We start from the raw sequence: 17,911 nt of genomic DNA on the forward strand, positions 1-17,911 counted from the left end.
ACATCGGTCTCCCGCGATGTGCCCGACGACGTGTCGCCACCGGCCTGCGGGCCGGTGCGCGCCGCGTCAGGCGGGCACGTTGTTGTGTTTGTGCTCGCCGAGCGTGCCGTGCACCCCGTTGAGCAAAATGCCGGTCACCAGCGGCGCCATGTCCTCGTAGGTCAGCGGGCCGTTGGCGCGCAGCCAGGTGAAGGTCCAGTTCATCATGCCGAACAGGATCATCGCCACGACCTTGTCCAGGCCCTTGTCGCTGACCCCCGGCTCGACCGCCGCCACCGCCCGTGCGAAGGCCGCAACCACCGCCCGTTCCTTGTCGGCCACCTGCTGGCGCGGCGCCTCGTCCAGATGACGCACGTCCTGCACCAGCACCCGGTGATGGCTGTGCGCGGTGGCGTAGGTCTCGAGAAAGCGGGCGATCAGCCGGCGCAGATGCGCTTCGGGCGGCAGCGCCTCGGATTCGACCTCGTCGACCAGGTCCACCAGGGTGTCCATGTAGCTGTCGGCCACGCTGAACAGCATCTCCGCCTTGTCCTTGGCATAGTGGTAGAGCAGCGGCTTGGAGACGCCGCAGGCGGCCGCCAGCTGGGACATCGAGGTGGCGTGGAAGCCCTTGTCGGCAAACAGCTCCGCCGCCTTCGAGAGGATCGCGTTGCGTTGCTGGTCGTGAGTCGCTGCTTTGGTTCGTGCCATGAGTGTGCTGCCCGTTCGAATGCAAAACGCTCACCGGCCGGGGCGCCATCTCAACGCTCGTCAAAACTGATGACGACCCGCTCGGTGAGCGGATGGGCCTGACAGGTGAGCACATAGCCGGCGTCCACATCGGTCTGCTCGAGGGCGAAGTTCTTGTCCATGCGGACACGGCCTTCGAGCACCTTGGCGCGGCAGGTGCAGCATACCCCACCCTTGCAGGCATACGGCAGGTCCATGCCGGCGCCCAGCGCCACGTCGAGGATCGACGGATCGTCCTTGCGGAAGGCCACCTCGCGGCGCAGGCCGTCCTGGATCAGGGTGATGGTCGCCGCCGCGGCGTCGCCCGGCTCGGCATGATGGGTGGGCGCCGCGTCGGGCACGCCGAAGCGCTCCAGATGAATGTGGCCGGCGTCCATGCCGGCGGCCAAGAGCGCCGCCTCGACCTCGTCGATCATCGCGCCGGGCCCGCAAATGAAGGCCTCGTCGATGTCATCGACTGGGATCAGCGTGTCGAGGAAGGCGGCCACCTTGTTCCGGTCGAGCCGACCGTTGAACAGCGGCACGTCCTGCGCCTCGCGCGACAACAGCGAGTAGAAGGTGAAGCGGGTCAGGTAGCGGTTCTTGATGTCCTCCAGCGCCTCGCCGAACATCACGCTCTTGGTGCCGCGGTTGCCATACACCAGGGTGAAGCGGCTGCCCGGCTCGCGCGCCAGCGTGGTCTTGATCAGCGAGACGATCGGGGTGATGCCGCTGCCGGCGGCGAAGGCCACGTAGTGCTTGGCGTTGGCGGCGTCGAGCGGGGCATGGAAGCGCCCTTCCGGCGTCATCACCTCGACGGTGTCGCCGGCCTTGAGCGCGCCGCTGTTGACCCAGCTGGAGAACAGCCCGCCCTTGACCTGCTTGATCGCCACGCGCAGCTCGCCGTCGTCGACGCCGGCGCAGATGGAGTAGGAGCGGCGTACGTCCTGGCCGTCGACACGGGCCTTGAGCGTCAGGTGCTGACCCTGCACGAAGCGGTAGTCCTCGGCCAACTCGGCCGGCACATTGAAGCGCAGGCTCACCGAGTCGGCGGTTTCGCGGCGCACTTCGGCAATCTTGAGGGGGTGGAATTTGGGGTTCATGCGGTCTCTCCCGAGCTTTTTTAGATCGGTTTGAAGTATTCGAAGGGCTCGCGGCAGTCTTCGCAGCGATACAGCGACTTGCACGCGGTCGAGCCGAATTCGGACAGGCGCGTGGTGCGCATCGAGCCGCAGCGCGGGCAGGCCAGGGTGCGCGACATGAAGCGCACCACCTGGGCGCCGCCCGGCGCGGCCGTCTGCGGCGGCACGATGCCGTAGGCGCGCAGCTTTTCGCGTGCGCCCTCGGCGATCCAGTCGGTGCTCCAGGCCGGCGACAGGCGGGTTTCGACCGTCACCGCGCCTGCGCCGGCGGCCTTGAGCGCATCGACGATGCTCTCGGCGATCAGCTCGGTGGCCGGGCAGCCGCTGTAGGTGGGGGTGACCACCACGCGCAAGCCGTCGCCCTCGGCGACGACCTCGCGCACGATGCCCAGCTCGGTGACCGAGACCACCGGAATCTCCGGGTCTTCCACCGCGTCGAGCGCCTGCCAGGCCTGGGCTTCGGTCAGCATCGCGACGCTCACCACTTGGCGCCGGGGAAGCTGCGCGGCAGGTGCTGCATGTGCGCCAGCAGATGGCCCATGTATTCGCTGTGGCGGCCGAACTTGCCGGTGCTCTGGAAGGGTGTGCGCGCCGGCACGGTGAGCGTGGCGTGCTGGAGCACCGGCAGCACGGCGGCTTCCCAGTCCGCGGCCAGCTCGCTCCAGGCCGGGCCGATGCCGGCAGCGGACACCGCGTCGTCGGTGGCGTTGGGGGCGAACAGCTCGTTGGTGTAGGGCCACAGCACATCGAGCGCGGCCTGGGCGCGCCGATGGCTCTCCTCGGTGCCGTCGCCGAGGCGGATCACCCAGTCGCCGGTGTGCTCGGCGTGGTAGCGCGCTTCCTTCAGGCTCTTGGCGGCGATGGCGGCCAGCTCCAGATCGCCCGAGCCGCCCAGACGATCCCACAGCAGCAGCGAAAAGCTGCCGAGCAGGAAGGCCTTGAGAATGGTGTGGGCGAAGTCCGTGTTGGGCATCTCGCACAGCGTCGGATTGCGGTACTCGCCCTCGTGGCGCAGGAAGGCCAGCGCATCTTCGTCGCGCCCCTGGCCTTCGAGCTTGCCGGCGTGGCTGAGCAGCAGGCGCGCCTGGCCGATGAGATCGAGCGCCATGTTGGCCATGGCCATGTCTTCTTCGAGCACCGGCGCGTGGCCGCACCATTCGGACAGGCGCTGGCCGTGGATCAGCGCGGCATCGCCGAGGCGCAGCACGTACTCCAGGTGCTCGGGGGTGGTCTGCATCGTCATTTGCGCCCCCATCACATGTGGTCCACTTCGTCGGGCAGCTTGTAGAAGGTCGGATGCCGGTAGATCTTGTCTTCGGCCGGGTCGAACAGCTCGGGCTTGGCGTCCGGGTCGGAAGCGACGATGTCCGAGGCCTTCACGGCCCAGATCGACACGCCTTCCTGGCGGCGGGTGTACACATCACGCGCAACCTGCAGGGCCATGCGCGCGTCGGTGGCATGCACGCTGCCACAGTGCTTGTGATCGAGGCCGTTCCTGCTGCGGACGAAGATCTCCCACAGCGGCCATTCCTTGCGTTCCATAGTGTTCTCCATTGTCTTAGTCAGGCCGCGGCCTTCTCGCGGGCCGCCTGTTTTTCGGCATGGGCGATCGCCGCCTCGCGCACCCAGGCGCCGTCTTCCCAGGCCTTGACGCGGGTCGCCAGGCGGTCGACGTTGCACTGGCCGTGGCCATTGACCACGTTCCAGAATTCGTCCCAGTCGATGGTGCCGAAGTCGTAGTGGCCACGGTCCTCGTTCCACTTGAGATCCGGGTCGGGCAGCGTGACGCCGAGCACCTTGGCCTGGGGCACCGTGGCGTCGACGAACTTCTGGCGCAGCTCGTCGTTGGAGATGCGCTTGATGCCCCAGCGCATGCTCTGGCCGGAGTTGGGCGAGTCGGCGTCATGCGGGCCGAACATCATCAGCGACGGCCACCACCAGCGATTGACCGCGTCCTGCACCATCTCGCGCTGCGCCTCGGTGCCGCCCATCATCGCCAGCAGGGCGTCGAAGCCCTGGCGCTGATGGAAGGACTCCTCCTTGCACACCCGCACCATGGCGCGGGCATAGGGGCCGTAGCTGCACTTGCACAGCGGGATCTGGTTCATGATCGCCGCGCCGTCGACCAGCCAGCCGATCACGCCCACGTCGGCCCAGGTCAGCGTCGGGTAGTTGAAGATCGAGCTGTACTTGGCCTTGCCCGAGAGCAGCGCCTCGGTCAATTCATCGCGCGACACGCCCAGCGTCTCGGCGGCGGCATAGAGGTAGAGGCCGTGGCCGCCTTCGTCCTGCACCTTGGCCAGCAGGATGGCCTTGCGCTTGAGGCTGGGCGCACGGCTGATCCAGTTGCCCTCGGGCAGCATGCCGACGATCTCGGAATGCGCATGCTGGCTGATCTGGCGGATCAGCGTCTTGCGATAGGCCTCGGGCATCCAGTCCTTGGCTTCGATGGTCGCGCCGGCGTCGATGCGCGCGTCGAACTCGGCCTGGTAGGCGGCGTTCTCGACCGCATCGGGCTTGCCCTTGGGCTGCTGGCCGGGGATGTCGAGTGCTTGGGTATACATTGAGCGCTCCTTAATCAAATTTCAGCGGAGTGTGTGAAGAGACCGTCGCGAGCGGTTCGAGTCCGTTCCGAGAAGCGCAGCCGTACGGGGAGTACGGCGAGCATCGCAGGGGCGGAATCGAGCCGCGCAGTAGGTCTATTCATACACTCAGTCCTTGGGGCGGCGATCGATGACTCGCTTGGCCTTGCCGACCGTCACCCGCTCGATGCTGAACGGATCGCCGACGATGACCTTGGCGGACACGCCGATCAGGCTCTTGATGTGGTGGGTCAGCTCCTTGGCCAAGGCTTCCTTCTGTTCCGGATGACGGCCGACCGGCACCTCGGGGTTGGTCTCGACCTTCACCGTCAGGGTGTCCATGTGGCCCTGCTTGTCGACCTCCAGCAGATACTGGGGCGCGAGCTTGGGCATCTTGCAGATCAGCTCCTCGATCTGGGTCGGGAACACGTTCACGCCGCGGATGATCAGCATGTCGTCCGAGCGCCCGGTGATCTTGGCCATGCGGCGCATGCTGCGCGAGGTCGGCGGCAGCAGGCGGGTGAGATCGCGGGTGCGGTAGCGGATCACCGGCAGCGCTTCCTTGCTCAGGGTGGTGAACACCAGCTCGCCCTCTTCGCCATCGGGCAGCACTTCGCCGGTGATCGGGTCGATGATCTCGGGGTAGAAGTGGTCTTCCCAGATCACCGGGCCGTCCTTGCTCTCGATGCATTCGTTGGCCACGCCCGGGCCCATCACTTCGGACAGACCGTAGATGTCCACCGCGTCCATGCCCGAGCGCTCCTCCATGGCCTGGCGCATCGCGTGCGTCCAGGGCTCGGCGCCGAAGATGCCGATCTTGAGCGAGGTGCTCTTCGGGTCGATGCCCATACGCTCCATCTCGTCGAGGAGGGTCAGCATGTAGGACGGCGTCACCATGATGATGTCGGGCTTGAAGTCCTGGATGATCTGGATCTGCTTCTCGGTCTGCCCGCCGGACATCGGGATCACCGTACAGCCGAGCTTCTCGGCGCCGTAGTGCGCGCCCAGGCCGCCGGTGAACAGGCCATAGCCGTAGGACACATGCACGATGTCGCCGGCCCGCCCGCCCGAGGCGCGGATCGAGCGCGCCACCACCCGGGCCCAGGTGTCGATGTCGCGCGCGGTATAGCCGACCACCGTCGGCTTGCCGGTGGTGCCCGACGAGGCATGCACCCGCACCACCTTCTCGCGCGGCACGGCGAACAGCCCGAACGGGTAGTTGTCGCGCAGGTCCTGCTTGCCGGTGAAGGGAAACTTGGCCAGATCCGCCAGCGTCTTCAGGTCGCTCGGATGCACGCCTGCTTCGTCGAACTTGGCGCGGTAGTGCGGCACGTTGTCGTAGGCATGCTGCACGCTCCACTGCATGCGTTTGAGCTGGGTGGCTTGCAACTCGTCGCGACTGGCCGTTTCGATGGCTTCGAGCTCGCCCGGCGCGGGCATCTTGCAGGTCATGGGGTGTCTCCTCTTCCCTGTGTCTGGTGTCGGCGGCGCCTGGTTTTTTTATGTCGCGCCGCCGCGCGTTTGCTTACTGCGGGAACACCGCCCGGCCCTTGAGCCGGTAGCTCTTGCCCCGCATCACGGCAATCGTGGTGCCGTGCTGGTTGGTGACGGTGATGTCGTACACCCCGGTGCGGCCCGACAGCGCCACCTCACGCGCCGTGGCGGTGAGCACATCGCCCTCGCGCGCCGGCGCGATGAAATCCACGCTGATGCCCGAGGCCACCGTCTGTTCGTTGTAGCTGTTGCAGGCGAAGGCGAAGGCCGAATCGGCCAGCGTGGTGACGAAGCCGCCGTGGATGATGGCGAAGCCGTTGAGCATGTCGGCGCGCACGGTCATGGTCAGCGTGGCGCGGCCGGGGCCGACTTCGATGAATTCCATGCCCAGGCCGCGCGAGGCCTGGTCGTTGGCGAACATGGTGTCGCGCACCTGTTCGGCGATCTGCTGGGGGGTGAGGGCTGTCGTGTCCATGGGGCTCTTGTCAGTGGGCATGAAAGGTGGCGCCGGTCAGCGCCTTGCGTTGCAGCAGCGGCGAGAGGCGGTAGCGGGTGTCGACATAGTGCGCGCGCAGGTGGTCGAGCACCTCGGCGACAAAGGCCGGGCCGAGGCGGTCGGCCCAGGCCAGCGGGCCGAGCGGGTAGTTGGTGCCATGGCGCATGGCGGTGTCGATGTCGGCCGCCGAACCGATGCCGGCGAGCACCGCATCGGCCGCTTCGTTGGCCAGCATGGCCACGGTGCGCAGCGCCAGCAGGCCGGCCACATCGTCCAGCTGGGCCACTTTGAAGCCGGCCGCCTGCAGGGTGCCGACCACATCGGTGAGTGCGCCGCGACCGCATTGGTCGGCAGCGCTCAGGGTCAGGCGCGGGGTCTTGGCGAAGTCCAGGCACAGGTCGAACAGCACCACATGCTCGAAGCCGCTGTCGACCGCGCGCCGGGTGGCGGTGCGCCCGTCGCTCAGCATCAGCCGCGCCGCGCCGATTTCCAGCCAGCCGTGCCCCGTGCCGGCCGTGCGCTCGACGGTGAGGCCGGCCTGCTCGAGGCGGCCGATCAGCGCCGCGGCGGGGCCGAGGTCGCCCACCGCCCGCACCCGCCGCGCCGCCGAAACGGGCGCCAGATCGGCCGGGGCCGGTAGCGTCGTGCCCTCGCCATAGGCATAGAAGCCCTGACCGGTCTTGCGGCCGAGGCGCCCGGCATGCACCAGCTCCTGCTGGATCAGCTGCGGGGTGTAGCGGCTGTCGTTGAAGCAGGCGGCATACACCGACTGGCTGACCGCGTGATTCACATCATGGCCGATCAGGTCCATCAGCTCGAAAGGCCCCATCGGAAAGCCGCAGCCCTCGCGCATCACCGCATCCAGCGTGGCCGGCGTGGCGGCCTGCTCGGCCAGCACGCGCAGCGCCTCGCCGTAATAGGGGCGCGCCACACGATTGACGATGAAGCCAGGCGTGGACTTGGCGAACACCGGCACCTTGCCCCAGGCCTGGGCCGTGGCATGCACCGTCTGCGCCACGGCCGGCGCTGTGGCAAGACCCGACACCACCTCCACCAGCTTCATGCGCGGCGCGGGGTTGAAGAAGTGCATGCCCACCACGTTGCCGGGGCGCGCCAGCGGCGCCGCCAGGGCGGTGATCGACAGCGACGAGGTGTTGGTGGCGAGGATCGCCTCGGGCGCGAGGATGCCCTCGAGCTCGGCGAACAGCGTCTGCTTGACGTCGAGCCGCTCGACCACGGCCTCGACCGCCAGTAGCGCATCCTGCGCATCGGACAGATTGCCGATCGGCAGCACCCGCGCCAGCGCCGCATCGGCGACCTCGCGGCCAAGCTTGTCGCGGCTGACCAGGACGTCCAGATCCTTGCCAATGCCGGCGCGGCCGCGTTCGACCGCCTCGGCCTGCATGTCATACAAATAGACGGTGTGGCCGGCCACGGCCGCCACATGGGCGATGCCGCTGCCCATGGCGCCGGCGCCGATCACCAGCACCTTGTCGGAGGTCTTGAGGGCGGCCATCGCTCAGCGCCCCGTGAAGCGCGGTGCGCGCTTTTCCATGAAGGCGGCCACGCCCTCGCGGTAGTCGTCCGACTGGCCGCAGGCGCGCATCATGTCGCGCTCCATGTCGAGCTGGGTGGCAAAGTCCTGGGTCGAGCTGGCCCAGATCGCCTTCTTGGTCTGGGCGAAGCCGAAGGTCGGGCCGGCAGCCATCTGGCGGGCCAGCGCGCTCACCGTGGGCATCAGATCGGCGTCGTCCACACACTTCCAGATCAGGCCCCAGGCCTCGGCCTGTTCGGCCGGCAGCTTGTCGCCGAGCATGGCCAGGCCCATGGCGCGCGCCGGGCCCAAGAGGCGCGGCAGACTCCAGGTGCCGCCGGTGTCGGGGATCAGCCCCAGCTTGCAGAAGGCCTGGATGAAGCTCGCCGAGCGCGCGGCGAACACCAGATCGCAGGCCAGCGCCAGGTTGGCACCGGCGCCGGCGGCCACGCCGTTGACGGCGGCGATCACCGGCATGTCCATCTCGCGCAGCGCCATCACCAGCGGCTTGTAGTTCTTCTCGACCGAGGCGCCCAGGTCGGGCGCGGCATCGCCGGCCGACACGCTGCGGTCCGACAAGTCCTGCCCGGCGCAGAAGCCCCGGCCGGCGCCGGTCAGCACCATGGCGCGCACCGTGCCGTCGGCACGGCCGGCGCGGATCGCGTCGAGCGCGGCGCGCACTTCGGCATGCATGGCGTCGGTGAAGCTGTTGAGCCGGTCGGGCCGGTTGAGGGTCAGGGTGGCCACGCCCTCGGAAATCTCGAGGGTGATCGTGTCGAAAACATACGCCATGGCATCGTCCTTCGGGGCAGCCGGGTCTGCGCCCGGTGATGTGTCTCCTCCACCGCTCGCGTCGCTGCCTGCTCGGCACCGCGCATTCGGCAACCTATACTGCGGCGGTCGGAATCATGCTTTTTCTTTGTTTGACCGACCGGTCGATCAACAGTAAAATTGATCTACGTCAAAAAAGCAAGCCCCGGATCAGAAAACGACCGCCACCCTCGCAGCCCCCGCGTGGCAGGCCGCCGCCCTGAAGGAGACACCATGTCGCACCCGCTGTTCGAGAAGCACCAGGCCACCCTGGAACAGGCGCTCGGCGCCATCCGCTCGCGCGCCTACTGGACGCCGTTCAACGAAATGCCCAGCCCGCGCGTGTATGGCGAAACCGCCGACGCCGACGGCAAGGCCGCGGTCGAGGCCTGCGTCGGCCGCGAGTTCACCCTCGACCAGCCCGGCCAGCACGGCTGGAGCGCCACCGAGCGCTCGCCCTACGGCGTGCCGCTCGATGTCAAATACCCGGTATGCGACACCGAGGCGCTGATCGCCGCGGCGCAGGCCGCCATGCCCGCTTGGCAGAAGCTCGGCGCCGCCGGGCGCACCGGCGTGTGCCTGGAGATCCTCGACCGCCTCAACAAGAACAGCTTCGAGATCGCCCACGCGGTGATGCTGACCACCGGCCAGGGCTGGATGATGGCCTTCCAGGCCGGCGGCCCGCATGCGCAGGACCGCGGCCTCGAGGCCGTGGCCTACGCCTGGGACGAGCAGTCGCGCATCGTGCCCGAGGCCACCTGGAACAAGCCGCAGGGCAAGAACCCGCCGCTGGTGATGAAGAAGCATTTCGAGATCGTCGGCCGCGGCGTGGCGCTGGTGATCGGCTGCGGCACCTTCCCCACCTGGAACACCTACCCCGGCGTGTTCGCCGCGCTGGCCACCGGCAACCCGGTGATCATCAAGCCGCACAGCGGCGCCATCCTGCCCGCCGCCATCACCGTGCGCATCGCGCGCGAGGTGCTGGTCGAGGCCGGCCTCGACCCCAACCTGATCAGCCTGGCGGTGGTCGACAAGCGCGCCGACACCCAGGCGCTGGCCACGCACCCGGCGGTCAAGTCGATCGACTTCACCGGCAGCAACGTATTCGGCCAGTGGCTGCTCGACAACGCCCGCCAGGCCCAGGTGTATGCCGAGCTGGCCGGGGTGAACAACGTGGTCATCGAGTCCACCGACAACTACAAGGCCATGCTGCGCAACCTGGCCTTCACGCTCAGCCTGTACTCGGGCCAGATGTGCACCACCACCCAGGCGATCCTGGTGCCGGCCGGCGGCATCGACACCGACCAGGGCCATAAATCCTTCGACGAAGTGGCGCATGACCTGGGCGCGGCGATCGAGAAATTCCTCGGCGACATCAATGTGGCCACCGCGGTGCTCGGCGCGATTCAGTCCGAAGCCACGGTCGACCGCATCAACGAGGCCGGCGCGCACGGCACCATCGTGCTCGACTCGAAGAAGCTGGTGCACCCGCAGTTCCCCAACGCCGAGGTGCACACCCCGGTGCTGCTGACCTGCGACGCCGCGGACGAGAAGCGCTATATGGAAGAGCGCTTCGGCCCGATCAGCTTCGTCGTCAAGGTGGCCGATGGCGCGGCGGCGGTGGCGCTGTCGGAGCGCATCGTGCGCGAGCACGGCGCGCTGACCGTCGGCCTGTACTCGACCAAGCAGGACGTGATCGACGCCATGACCGACGCCACGCTGCGCGCCGGGGTGGCGCTGTCGATCAACCTCACCGGCGGGGTCTTCGTGAACCAGTCGGCGGCCTTCTCCGACTACCACGGCACCGGCGCCAACCCCTCGGCCAACGCCAGCTACTCGGACGCCGCCTTCGTCGCCAACCGCTTCCGGGTGATTCAGCGCCGCTATCACATCGCTGAGTAAGTCGTGATGGGTGATGGGGTGATTGGACGCCGATGAGCACCGTCCAATCCCCCATCACCGGATCGGCCCATTCCACCCCGTCACGAGCTCCCGCCATGCCCTGCTATGAAATCGACGGCCTCAAGCCGGTCATCCACCCCACCGCCTTCGTGCATCCCGATGCAGTGCTGATCGGCGACGTGATCGTCGGCCCGCACTGCTACGTGGCCCCGCTCGCCTCGCTGCGCGGCGACTTCGGCCGCATCGTGCTCGAAGCCGGCTCGAACGTGCAGGACACCTGCGTGATGCACGGCTTTCCCGGCACCGACACGGTGGTGGAAGAAGACGGCCATGTCGGCCACGGCGCCGTGCTGCATGGCTGTCGCGTGGGCCGGAACGCGCTGATCGGCATGAACGCGGTGATCATGGACAACGCCGTGGTCGGCGAGGCCACCATCGTCGCTGCCTGCGCCTTTGTGAAGGCCGGCATGGTGCTGCCCGCCCGCCACCTCGTGGCCGGCATGCCGGCCAAGGTGGTGCGCGAGCTGTCCGACCAGGAAATCGCCTGGAAGAGCGACGGCACCCGCACCTACCAGCAACTCACCGAGCGCTGCCTGGCCACGCTCAAGCCCTGCGCGCCGCTCACCGACATGGAACCGGGCCGCGAACGGCTCAAGTTCGACGACAGCGTGGTGCCGCTGGTGGATCTCAAGAAGAACGGCTGAGCCCGCCGGCGCGGGTCAGGGCTGGCCCAGCGCCGCCACCCCGGCGCACGCCACCTGGGCGTCCTCGCCGGCCGTGACGCCGGAGACCCCCACCGCGCCGACAACCACGCCATCGACCACGATCGGCTCGCCGCCTTCGAGCGGCACCACCGGCATCGACAGGGCGGCGGTGCGGCCCTGGTTGACCATGTCTTCGAACACCTTGCTGGGCTTGCCGGTGAGCACGCAGGTGCGCGCCTTCTCCGGCGCCACCGCGGCGCTCATCAGCGGCGCGCCGTCCATGCGCTGCAGCCACAGGGCGTGACCACCGGCATCGCAGATGGCGATGCTCACCGCCCACTGGTTGGCCACGGCTTCGGCCTCGGCGGCCGCGGCGATGCGTTTGACGTCGTCCAGCGTCAGCATGTGGATCGTTTTCATGATGTGCTCCTCCGTGTTCTCGTCGCTCAGCGCTCGCCCAGATCGCTGAAGCGAATCGCCTGCGCCCCCTGCCACAATACCCGCCGCCCCATGTCCATCAACTGCTCGCTGCCCTCGACCACCGTCAGGAAGTGGTTGCCGGCCAGCTGCCCCATCTTGCTGGCGAAGCAGCTGCTGCCATAGGCGAACAGGATCTCGGTTTCGGAAAAACCGCCCGGGTAGAGCAGCACGTCGCCACGCGAGGGGTGGCTGGTGTGGTTCTCGAAGCCCAGCCCGGTGTCGAAATCGCCCAGCGGCACCCACACCGCCTCGCCGCTCCAGCGCGAGTGGATGGCCTGGTTGGCGAAGGGCAGCAGCTTGAGGAAGGCCGCGCAGGTTTGAGGTGCCGCCGTCTCTTCCAGGCGGGCGATGAAGCGGTGAGGGCCGACCTCGATGGCCAGATGACGCATGGCTTTCTCCTGTGATCGCGACGTTGTCGCCCGACACCGTCCGGGCGGGTTAAAGTTCGACGCCGCCATACCGTTGAGTATGGGCTGCCGGGGCGCCGGCAAGGCATCCGCATCGGCACCACGAGAGGGCATTTCATCACGAACTGACATCCACAGCGCGAAAACCAAACCATTCACAACACGGGCAGCCGTCAGGCCCGATCGCGCGACACCATGAGAGGAGACAAGAGATGAACTGGACCGCACGCGGGCTTCGCGCCTGCACGGTTTTGTGGCTGACGCTTACCGTCGGCAGCGCGCTGCATGCGCAAACCATCCGCCTCGGCCAATCGGCCGACCAGAGCGGCCCGGTGGCCGCCCTGACCCGCGAATACAACAGCGGCATCGCGCTGTATCTGGACGGCGTCAACCGCCGCGGCGGCGTGCATGGCCGCAAGATCGAGCTGCTCAAGCTCGACGACGGCTACGCGCCGGATCGTGCCAAGGCCAACGTGGCACAGCTGATCGCAGACCCGGCCGTGGTCGGCCTGCTCGGCGTGCTCGGCACCGGCGTCAACATGGCCGTATCGCCGCTGATCGAGGCGGCCGGCATCCCCTCGGTCGGCCCCTTGAGCGGCTCGCCCGACTTCCGCGAGATGCCGGGCACGCACGCCTACCATGTGCGCGCCAGCTACGGCGACGAAGTGCGCGCCATGATCCGCCACCTGAGCAACTCCGGCGTGACGCAGATTGCCGCGGTCTACATGGACAACGCCTTCGGGCAGTCGGCGCTCAAGCACTTCGAGGCGGCCATGCGCGAGCGCCAGCTCACCGCCGTGGCCGCGGTGCCCATCGGCGGCCCCGACTTCAAGGGCGAGGCGGCCGTCGCCGCCCTGGCCAAGGCCGGCCCCGGCGCCGTGATCCTGCTCACCGCCGGCAAGGCCTCGGTCAATTTTCTCAAGGCCGCCGTGGCCGGCAACTTCAAACCGATGTTTCTCGGGCTGTCGGTGATCTCGGTCGACGAGCTGCACCAGGCCATCGGCAGCGAGGTGCGCGGCCTGATCGTGGCGCAGGTCGTGCCCTCGCCGGCCAGCGGCAAGTTCGGCATCGTGCGTGAGTTCCAGCAGGCAGTGGCCGAGGCCGGCACGCCCATGGCCTCGCATGTGGCGCTGGAGGGCTACATCGCCGCCAAGGTCATGGTCGAAGGCCTGCGCCGCAGCCCGCCGGCCATCACCCGCGACAGCCTCGCCCAGGCACTGGATGGCATCAGCCGCCTGGACCTGGGCGGCTACAGCATCGCCTACAGCCCCGCCTCGCGCCTGGGTTCGCAGTTCGTCGACCTGTCGATGGTGCGTGCCGACGGCAGCTACGCGCAGTAGCTCGGGCCGGCGCTCAAGCGGCGGCGGCTTTCTTGCGCCGCTTGCTGCGCGGCGCGAGCGGGTTGTAGTCCAGGCAACGCTGCACCCAGGCGCCGAGGGCATCGTCATCATCGATGCCCTCGCCCTCGACGAACAGGAAACCCTTCATCGGCCGGCCGGTGAAATCCATCTCGCGCGCGCCGGGCAAGGCCAGAAAACGCGCGTAGTGGGCCGGATCGGTGCGCACCATCAGCCGCTCGCCGCTCACGCCGAGGCACATCTTGTCATTCACCATGAAGCACAGGCCGCCCATCATGCGCTTCTCTTCATGCGTCACATGGCGCTCGGCCAGTTGCTGGCGGAGGCGGTCGGCGAGGTATTCGTCATAGGCCATGGTCGACGCCTCCCGGGGCCCGCTCAGCGCCCGACCTGACTCATGTCGACCGCGGTCGCCTGCCAGTGCGCGTCGGCGCACATCCGGTCGTAGTAGGCATTGATGCGCGGATAGGGCGACCAGTCGAAGGGCATCATGTCCTTGAACGTTTCGATGTGAATCAGAGCGTAGTCGGCCAGCGTCACACCGTCGCCAAGCACCGTCCGCCGCCCGTCCAGGTGCGCTTCGAGCACCGCGGCATAACGGTTCAACTGTTCCGTGGCCCACGCGGCGACGGCTTCGTCGGTGGGCAGACTCATGAACCCGGGCTTGGCCACGGTCTCCCACGCCAGGGTGCCGAAGGCCTGGTTGTAGTGCGCCAGCTCCCAGGCGAGCCACTGATCCACGGCGGCCCGCAGGCGCGGATCGTCAGGATAGAGCGTGTTGCCCGGCACCTGACTGCACAGGTAGCGGTTGATGGCGTTGCTCTCCCAGAGCACGAAGTCGCCATCGACCAGCGTGGGCACCTTGCCATTGGGGTTGAGCGCGAGATACCGGTCGCTCTTGTGCGTCCCCTCGGAAAAGCTCAGCCATTCCATCTGCAGCGGCAGGTCGAGGGCATGCGCCACGGCCTGCACCTTGCGCACATTGCCCGAGCCATACAGTCCATAGAGTTTCATGTTGCGATCTCCAACAGAGGGAAAAGAGGACCTCGACGACGGCTGCGCGCGCATCTGCGCACACCGCCCCATCCAGCCGAAAAGCTTCATCCGCCGCAACTCGATCCGGTGGGTCTGCCCGGCACACAAGCCGTTGCGGCCGGTGCATCGCACCTGATGCCGATCTGCTTGTCGCGCAGCCATTCGGCAACCTCCGTGCGCAGGCAGTGCGGATCAACAGCGCCCATCGTCGAGACGCCGGGCCAGCTTGTCGAAGGTGCCCGCCCAGCCCGCAGCATGCATGTCGCACACCGCCTGGGTGGCAAAGCGCAGATGGCGCAGATGCACCAGGGTGCCCTCGGGCACCTCGGAGAAATCGACGATCACCGTGGTTTCGGTCCCGGCATCGGGCACCGGCGCCGACCAGCTCCAGGTGAACATCAGGCGCTCTGGGCGACGAATGGTGAGGTAGGTCCCCTGCACCCATTTGTCGGGTTCGCCGGCCTCGACGAAACAGATGCGGTAGTTGCCGCCCTCACGAAAATCCATGCTCACCGGCCCGGCAACGATCGATTCCGACGGCCCCATCCAGGCCATCAACGCCTCCTCGCGGGTCCAGGCATCGAACACCCGCTCACGTGGATGGGCGAACACTCGGCGCAATTCCATCTGCAGCACACCGGTATCGACGGTGTCATCCATCGGACGTCTCCTGTTGGTTCAGATAGGCATCGAGCGCATCGAAACGCCCAGATCAGAAGGCCCGGTGGCGGGCCACCCAATCCATCGCCTCATCCAGCGGCGCGGCCTCGAAATGGAGCCGATGCACCCGCCCCTCCTTGCGCCGCACCAGCAAGCCCGCCTCTTCGAGAATGCGCACATGCTTGGTCATCTGCGCCGGGCTGTGATCCAAGCCGCGCGCCGCCTCGCCCACCGTCAGATCACCGGCGGCGATACGTTCGAGCAGCAGACGCCGCACCGGATGCGAGAGCGCAAAGAAGGTCTTGTCCATGCCATTCGATTCAATACACCTTGAGGTGTATGGTAGAGGATCGACGAGACACGTCAAGCCTGTCGATGAAAATTCCGGATAACCGCCTGCTACGGGATTCGTCGGCGCGCGACGACGCGTCCGCCGCTCACCGCTTCACCGGAACCTGCGCGGCGCCTTCCCATGCCCCGCCGGTGCACAGCGTCTGCGCCAGCCCCACGGTCAATTGCAACACCGCCGTGGCCGCGGCCGACAGCGGGATGTGGCGCGACGCGCAGAGCACCAGCCGGCGCGTCAGAGGCGGCGCCACCGGCACGGCGCACAGCGCGCCGCTGGCCAGATCGTGCTGCAGCGGCATCACCGACAGCAGCGTATGCCCCATGCCGGCCAGCAAGGTGGTGCGCAGGATGCTGATCGAGCTGATGTCGGCCACCACGTTGGGCGCCGGCAGCCCATGCTCGCGCGCCGCCGTCTCGATGATCGGGCGCACGCCGTGCGGGTGCGCCGGCAGGATCAAGGGCAAGGCCAGCGCCTGCTTCAGGCTCACCGCCGCCTGCGGCCGGTCGGCCGCGGTCGCCGACGAGATCAGCGACAGGTGTTCGTCCAGCAAGGGCGTCTGCTCGAATTCGCCCAGCGAGCCGTCATCGAACAGCACCGCCAGATTGATCTGCCCGCTACGCAGCTGCGGCACCAGGTTGCCGGTCAGCTCCTCGGTCAGCTCCAGCTCCACCTTGGGCAACTGCCGGCGCACCGCCTGCAGCAGCGGCAGGGCCAGGGCGTTCGACGCGCTGTGCGGCACGCCGAACACCACCTTGCCGCTCGGCTCGCCCGCCACGTTCATCACGCTCGCCCGGGCATCGTCCACCTGCCGCAGAATGGCTCGGGCATGCGCAAGAAACGCCCGCCCCGCCTCGGTCAACTCGACCCCACGGCGCGAGCGATGCAACAACTGCGCCCCCAGCTCGGCCTCCAGCTGCGCCAGCTGATGACTGAGCGCCGACTGCGCCACGAACACCTGCTCGGCCGCCTTCGAAAAGCTGCCGTGCTTGGCGATGGCGGAGAAGTAGCGAAGCTGGCGCAATTCCATGGCCCCGATCATACGCCAGCCATCTCAATTCAAGATACACGCATCTTGAATCAGTGTTTTTCAGATGACTCGCTTTCGGGTCAAATAGCCCCAACAGATCGACGCGAACACCGGCAGCCACCCGCCGCCGGCCCCCCAGGCCCACCCCGCCACCGTTCGTGAAGATCGCATTTCGACCCGAAATGGCAGCGCGCCCGTTCAACACCCCCGAACCGGCTCACCGAACAAACCGAAGGCCCGCACACTGCGGGCCTTCGGTTTTTTGGCTGCTCATCCAGACTTTGTCGACGTCCTGCCCAGGCGCCACGTATAGCGCCCACAAAAATTGACGATGGCATATTCGCAGCCTACGATGAGCGCGCCGCACATTTCCAATGCGCCACGGCCCACAAAGGAATTGCAGTGAAACTCAGGTCACTTGCTGTGCCAGCCTTGCTCTTGTTCCCGCCCCTGTCAGCCGTCGCCGCGTGAGAGGTGCCGCACTTCGATACCCTCGTGCCCGGCTCCATCCATCGCGCCGATCCGTAGCCACCGGCATCGTGCTCGACCAGATCGACAAGCGATTCGGTGCCACCCAAGCGCTGATTGACGCCTATCGGCGCGCAGGCGTTCGTCTCGATGAAATCACCTGGGAAATCCATCGCAATCTCGATTTTCTCGAGCGGAATCCGCAGTACATCCCCTGCCTGTTCGGTCCGTGCTCCGTTGTCAGAGGCTATTGATGCGAGCGCGCACCGCCCAGGCGATCATTTATGTCCTCGATGTGCTGGCGGTTCCGGCGGTCGCCTACTGTATTTACGACAGTGTCCGCGTGCAGCGCGCCATCGCAGCGGCAGCCCCCGAGATCGGCTTCGACAGCGGCATCTACTATCTTCTGCTCGCGTCGGTGATGTGGGTCCTGACGGCCATTCAGATCGTTGGACTCAAGCGCGGCGCCGCCTTCCGCCCGCACAGGGCCGGCATGGTGCTCGTGATCTGGTTCGTGACCTGCCTGAGCCTGGCCAACGTCCTGCCCTATCTCATCACCCGGACACTCGAAGCAGCCGGCTATCAGCCATGCCGGGACACCCGCGAGGTATCGCGCGTATCGCGAGGCGTCGGTCGGGTCTATCGATTGAACGGATGCGAGGACCACAGCGTCGCGCCGATTGGATCTGTGAGGCGTTCGCAGGGATCCCCCCCCTTGAACGATCACGCCCCCGGCTAGCTGTTTGCGGCGGGTC

General features: G+C 67.4%; 22 protein-coding genes. 5 read left to right on the plus strand and 17 right to left on the minus strand.

Annotated features, from left to right (window positions below; translation table 11 throughout):
- Nucleotides 1-66: 66 nt before the first annotated feature.
- From I8J34_RS07860 to paaG, 10 genes are all read right to left on the minus strand, one after another.
- Entirely contained in the window at nt 67-690 is a 624-nt protein-coding gene (locus tag I8J34_RS07860; protein WP_214360841.1) for a TetR/AcrR family transcriptional regulator, read from the minus strand.
- 50 nt (nt 691-740) lie between these two features.
- Complete coding sequence (gene paaE / locus I8J34_RS07865; protein ID WP_214360842.1) at nt 741-1,811, minus strand: 1,2-phenylacetyl-CoA epoxidase subunit PaaE; 1,071 nt, start codon at nt 1,809-1,811, stop codon at nt 741-743.
- A gap of 20 nt (nt 1,812-1,831) precedes the next feature.
- Nucleotides 1,832-2,320, minus strand: coding sequence for a 1,2-phenylacetyl-CoA epoxidase subunit PaaD (gene paaD / locus I8J34_RS07870; RefSeq protein ID WP_214360843.1), 489 nt, complete (start codon nt 2,318-2,320; stop codon nt 1,832-1,834).
- 8 nt (nt 2,321-2,328) lie between these two features.
- On the minus strand, nt 2,329-3,093 hold the full coding sequence (gene paaC / locus I8J34_RS07875) for a 1,2-phenylacetyl-CoA epoxidase subunit PaaC (protein WP_214360844.1): 765 nt from the start codon (nt 3,091-3,093) through the stop codon (nt 2,329-2,331).
- Between the two features lie 11 nt (nt 3,094-3,104).
- On the minus strand, nt 3,105-3,392 hold the full coding sequence (gene paaB / locus I8J34_RS07880; protein ID WP_214360845.1) for a 1,2-phenylacetyl-CoA epoxidase subunit PaaB: 288 nt from the start codon (nt 3,390-3,392) through the stop codon (nt 3,105-3,107).
- 20 nt (nt 3,393-3,412) lie between these two features.
- On the minus strand, nt 3,413-4,414 hold the full coding sequence (gene paaA, locus I8J34_RS07885; protein ID WP_214360846.1) for a 1,2-phenylacetyl-CoA epoxidase subunit PaaA: 1,002 nt from the start codon (nt 4,412-4,414) through the stop codon (nt 3,413-3,415).
- A gap of 147 nt (nt 4,415-4,561) precedes the next feature.
- Entirely contained in the window at nt 4,562-5,884 is a 1,323-nt protein-coding gene (gene paaK / locus I8J34_RS07890; protein WP_214360847.1) for a phenylacetate--CoA ligase PaaK, read from the minus strand.
- Between the two features lie 73 nt (nt 5,885-5,957).
- Nucleotides 5,958-6,401: a hydroxyphenylacetyl-CoA thioesterase PaaI gene (gene paaI, locus I8J34_RS07895; protein WP_230411748.1), complete on the minus strand. Its 444-nt coding sequence runs from the start codon at nt 6,399-6,401 to the stop codon at nt 5,958-5,960.
- 10 nt (nt 6,402-6,411) lie between these two features.
- A complete protein-coding gene (gene paaH, locus I8J34_RS07900) occupies nt 6,412-7,938 on the minus strand; it encodes a 3-hydroxyacyl-CoA dehydrogenase PaaH (protein ID WP_214360849.1) in 1,527 nt (508 codons plus the stop codon).
- 3 nt (nt 7,939-7,941) lie between these two features.
- The gene (gene paaG / locus I8J34_RS07905) at nt 7,942-8,748 is read right to left on the minus strand and encodes a 2-(1,2-epoxy-1,2-dihydrophenyl)acetyl-CoA isomerase PaaG (protein WP_214360850.1); all 807 of its coding nucleotides are present in this window, start codon (nt 8,746-8,748) and stop codon (nt 7,942-7,944) included.
- 252 nt (nt 8,749-9,000) lie between these two features.
- Between paaG and paaN the strand changes: the two genes are divergently transcribed.
- Together paaN and paaY are read left to right on the plus strand one after the other, a co-directional pair.
- On the plus strand, nt 9,001-10,668 hold the full coding sequence (gene paaN, locus I8J34_RS07910) for a phenylacetic acid degradation protein PaaN (RefSeq protein WP_214360851.1): 1,668 nt from the start codon (nt 9,001-9,003) through the stop codon (nt 10,666-10,668).
- A gap of 95 nt (nt 10,669-10,763) precedes the next feature.
- Nucleotides 10,764-11,372 carry a phenylacetic acid degradation protein PaaY gene (paaY, locus tag I8J34_RS07915; protein WP_214360852.1) on the plus strand — a complete coding sequence of 203 codons (609 nt, stop codon included), beginning with the start codon at nt 10,764-10,766 and terminating at the stop codon, nt 11,370-11,372.
- A 15-nt stretch (nt 11,373-11,387) separates the two neighbouring features.
- On the opposite strand, the gene I8J34_RS07920 is transcribed toward paaY, so the two are convergent.
- Nucleotides 11,388-11,792, minus strand: coding sequence for a GlcG/HbpS family heme-binding protein (locus tag I8J34_RS07920; protein WP_214360853.1), 405 nt, complete (start codon nt 11,790-11,792; stop codon nt 11,388-11,390).
- Between the two features lie 26 nt (nt 11,793-11,818).
- Complete coding sequence (locus I8J34_RS07925) at nt 11,819-12,241, minus strand: DUF3830 family protein (RefSeq protein WP_214360854.1); 423 nt, start codon at nt 12,239-12,241, stop codon at nt 11,819-11,821.
- 230 nt (nt 12,242-12,471) lie between these two features.
- On the opposite strand from I8J34_RS07925, the gene I8J34_RS07930 reads away from it, so the two are divergent.
- Nucleotides 12,472-13,599: an ABC transporter substrate-binding protein gene (locus I8J34_RS07930; protein WP_214360855.1), complete on the plus strand. Its 1,128-nt coding sequence runs from the start codon at nt 12,472-12,474 to the stop codon at nt 13,597-13,599.
- A 13-nt stretch (nt 13,600-13,612) separates the two neighbouring features.
- Here I8J34_RS07930 and I8J34_RS07935 read toward each other — a convergent pair whose 3' ends face one another.
- The 5 genes from I8J34_RS07935 to I8J34_RS07955 form a co-directional block, all read right to left on the minus strand.
- Nucleotides 13,613-13,972, minus strand: coding sequence for a TfoX/Sxy family protein (locus I8J34_RS07935; protein WP_214360856.1), 360 nt, complete (start codon nt 13,970-13,972; stop codon nt 13,613-13,615).
- A gap of 23 nt (nt 13,973-13,995) precedes the next feature.
- Nucleotides 13,996-14,631: a glutathione S-transferase family protein gene (locus I8J34_RS07940; RefSeq protein WP_214360857.1), complete on the minus strand. Its 636-nt coding sequence runs from the start codon at nt 14,629-14,631 to the stop codon at nt 13,996-13,998.
- Between the two features lie 213 nt (nt 14,632-14,844).
- Complete coding sequence (locus I8J34_RS07945) at nt 14,845-15,312, minus strand: SRPBCC family protein (protein WP_214360858.1); 468 nt, start codon at nt 15,310-15,312, stop codon at nt 14,845-14,847.
- A 52-nt stretch (nt 15,313-15,364) separates the two neighbouring features.
- Entirely contained in the window at nt 15,365-15,622 is a 258-nt protein-coding gene (locus I8J34_RS07950; protein WP_214360859.1) for an ArsR/SmtB family transcription factor, read from the minus strand.
- Nucleotides 15,623-15,749: 127 nt separating this feature from the next.
- A complete protein-coding gene (locus tag I8J34_RS07955; RefSeq protein WP_214360860.1) occupies nt 15,750-16,688 on the minus strand; it encodes a LysR family transcriptional regulator in 939 nt (312 codons plus the stop codon).
- 539 nt (nt 16,689-17,227) lie between these two features.
- On the opposite strand from I8J34_RS07955, the gene I8J34_RS07960 reads away from it, so the two are divergent.
- Nucleotides 17,228-17,410 (plus strand): hypothetical protein, encoded by a 183-nt coding sequence (locus I8J34_RS07960; RefSeq protein WP_214360861.1) that lies wholly within the window; start codon nt 17,228-17,230, stop codon nt 17,408-17,410.
- Nucleotides 17,410-17,895, plus strand: coding sequence for a hypothetical protein (locus tag I8J34_RS07965; RefSeq protein WP_214360862.1), 486 nt, complete (start codon nt 17,410-17,412; stop codon nt 17,893-17,895). The genes I8J34_RS07960 and I8J34_RS07965 overlap by 1 nt, the downstream gene beginning before the upstream one ends.
- Nucleotides 17,896-17,911 lie beyond the last annotated feature (16 nt).

This window comes from Denitromonas iodatirespirans (assembly GCF_018524365.1).
GTDB lineage: Bacteria > Pseudomonadota > Gammaproteobacteria > Burkholderiales > Rhodocyclaceae > Nitrogeniibacter > Nitrogeniibacter iodatirespirans.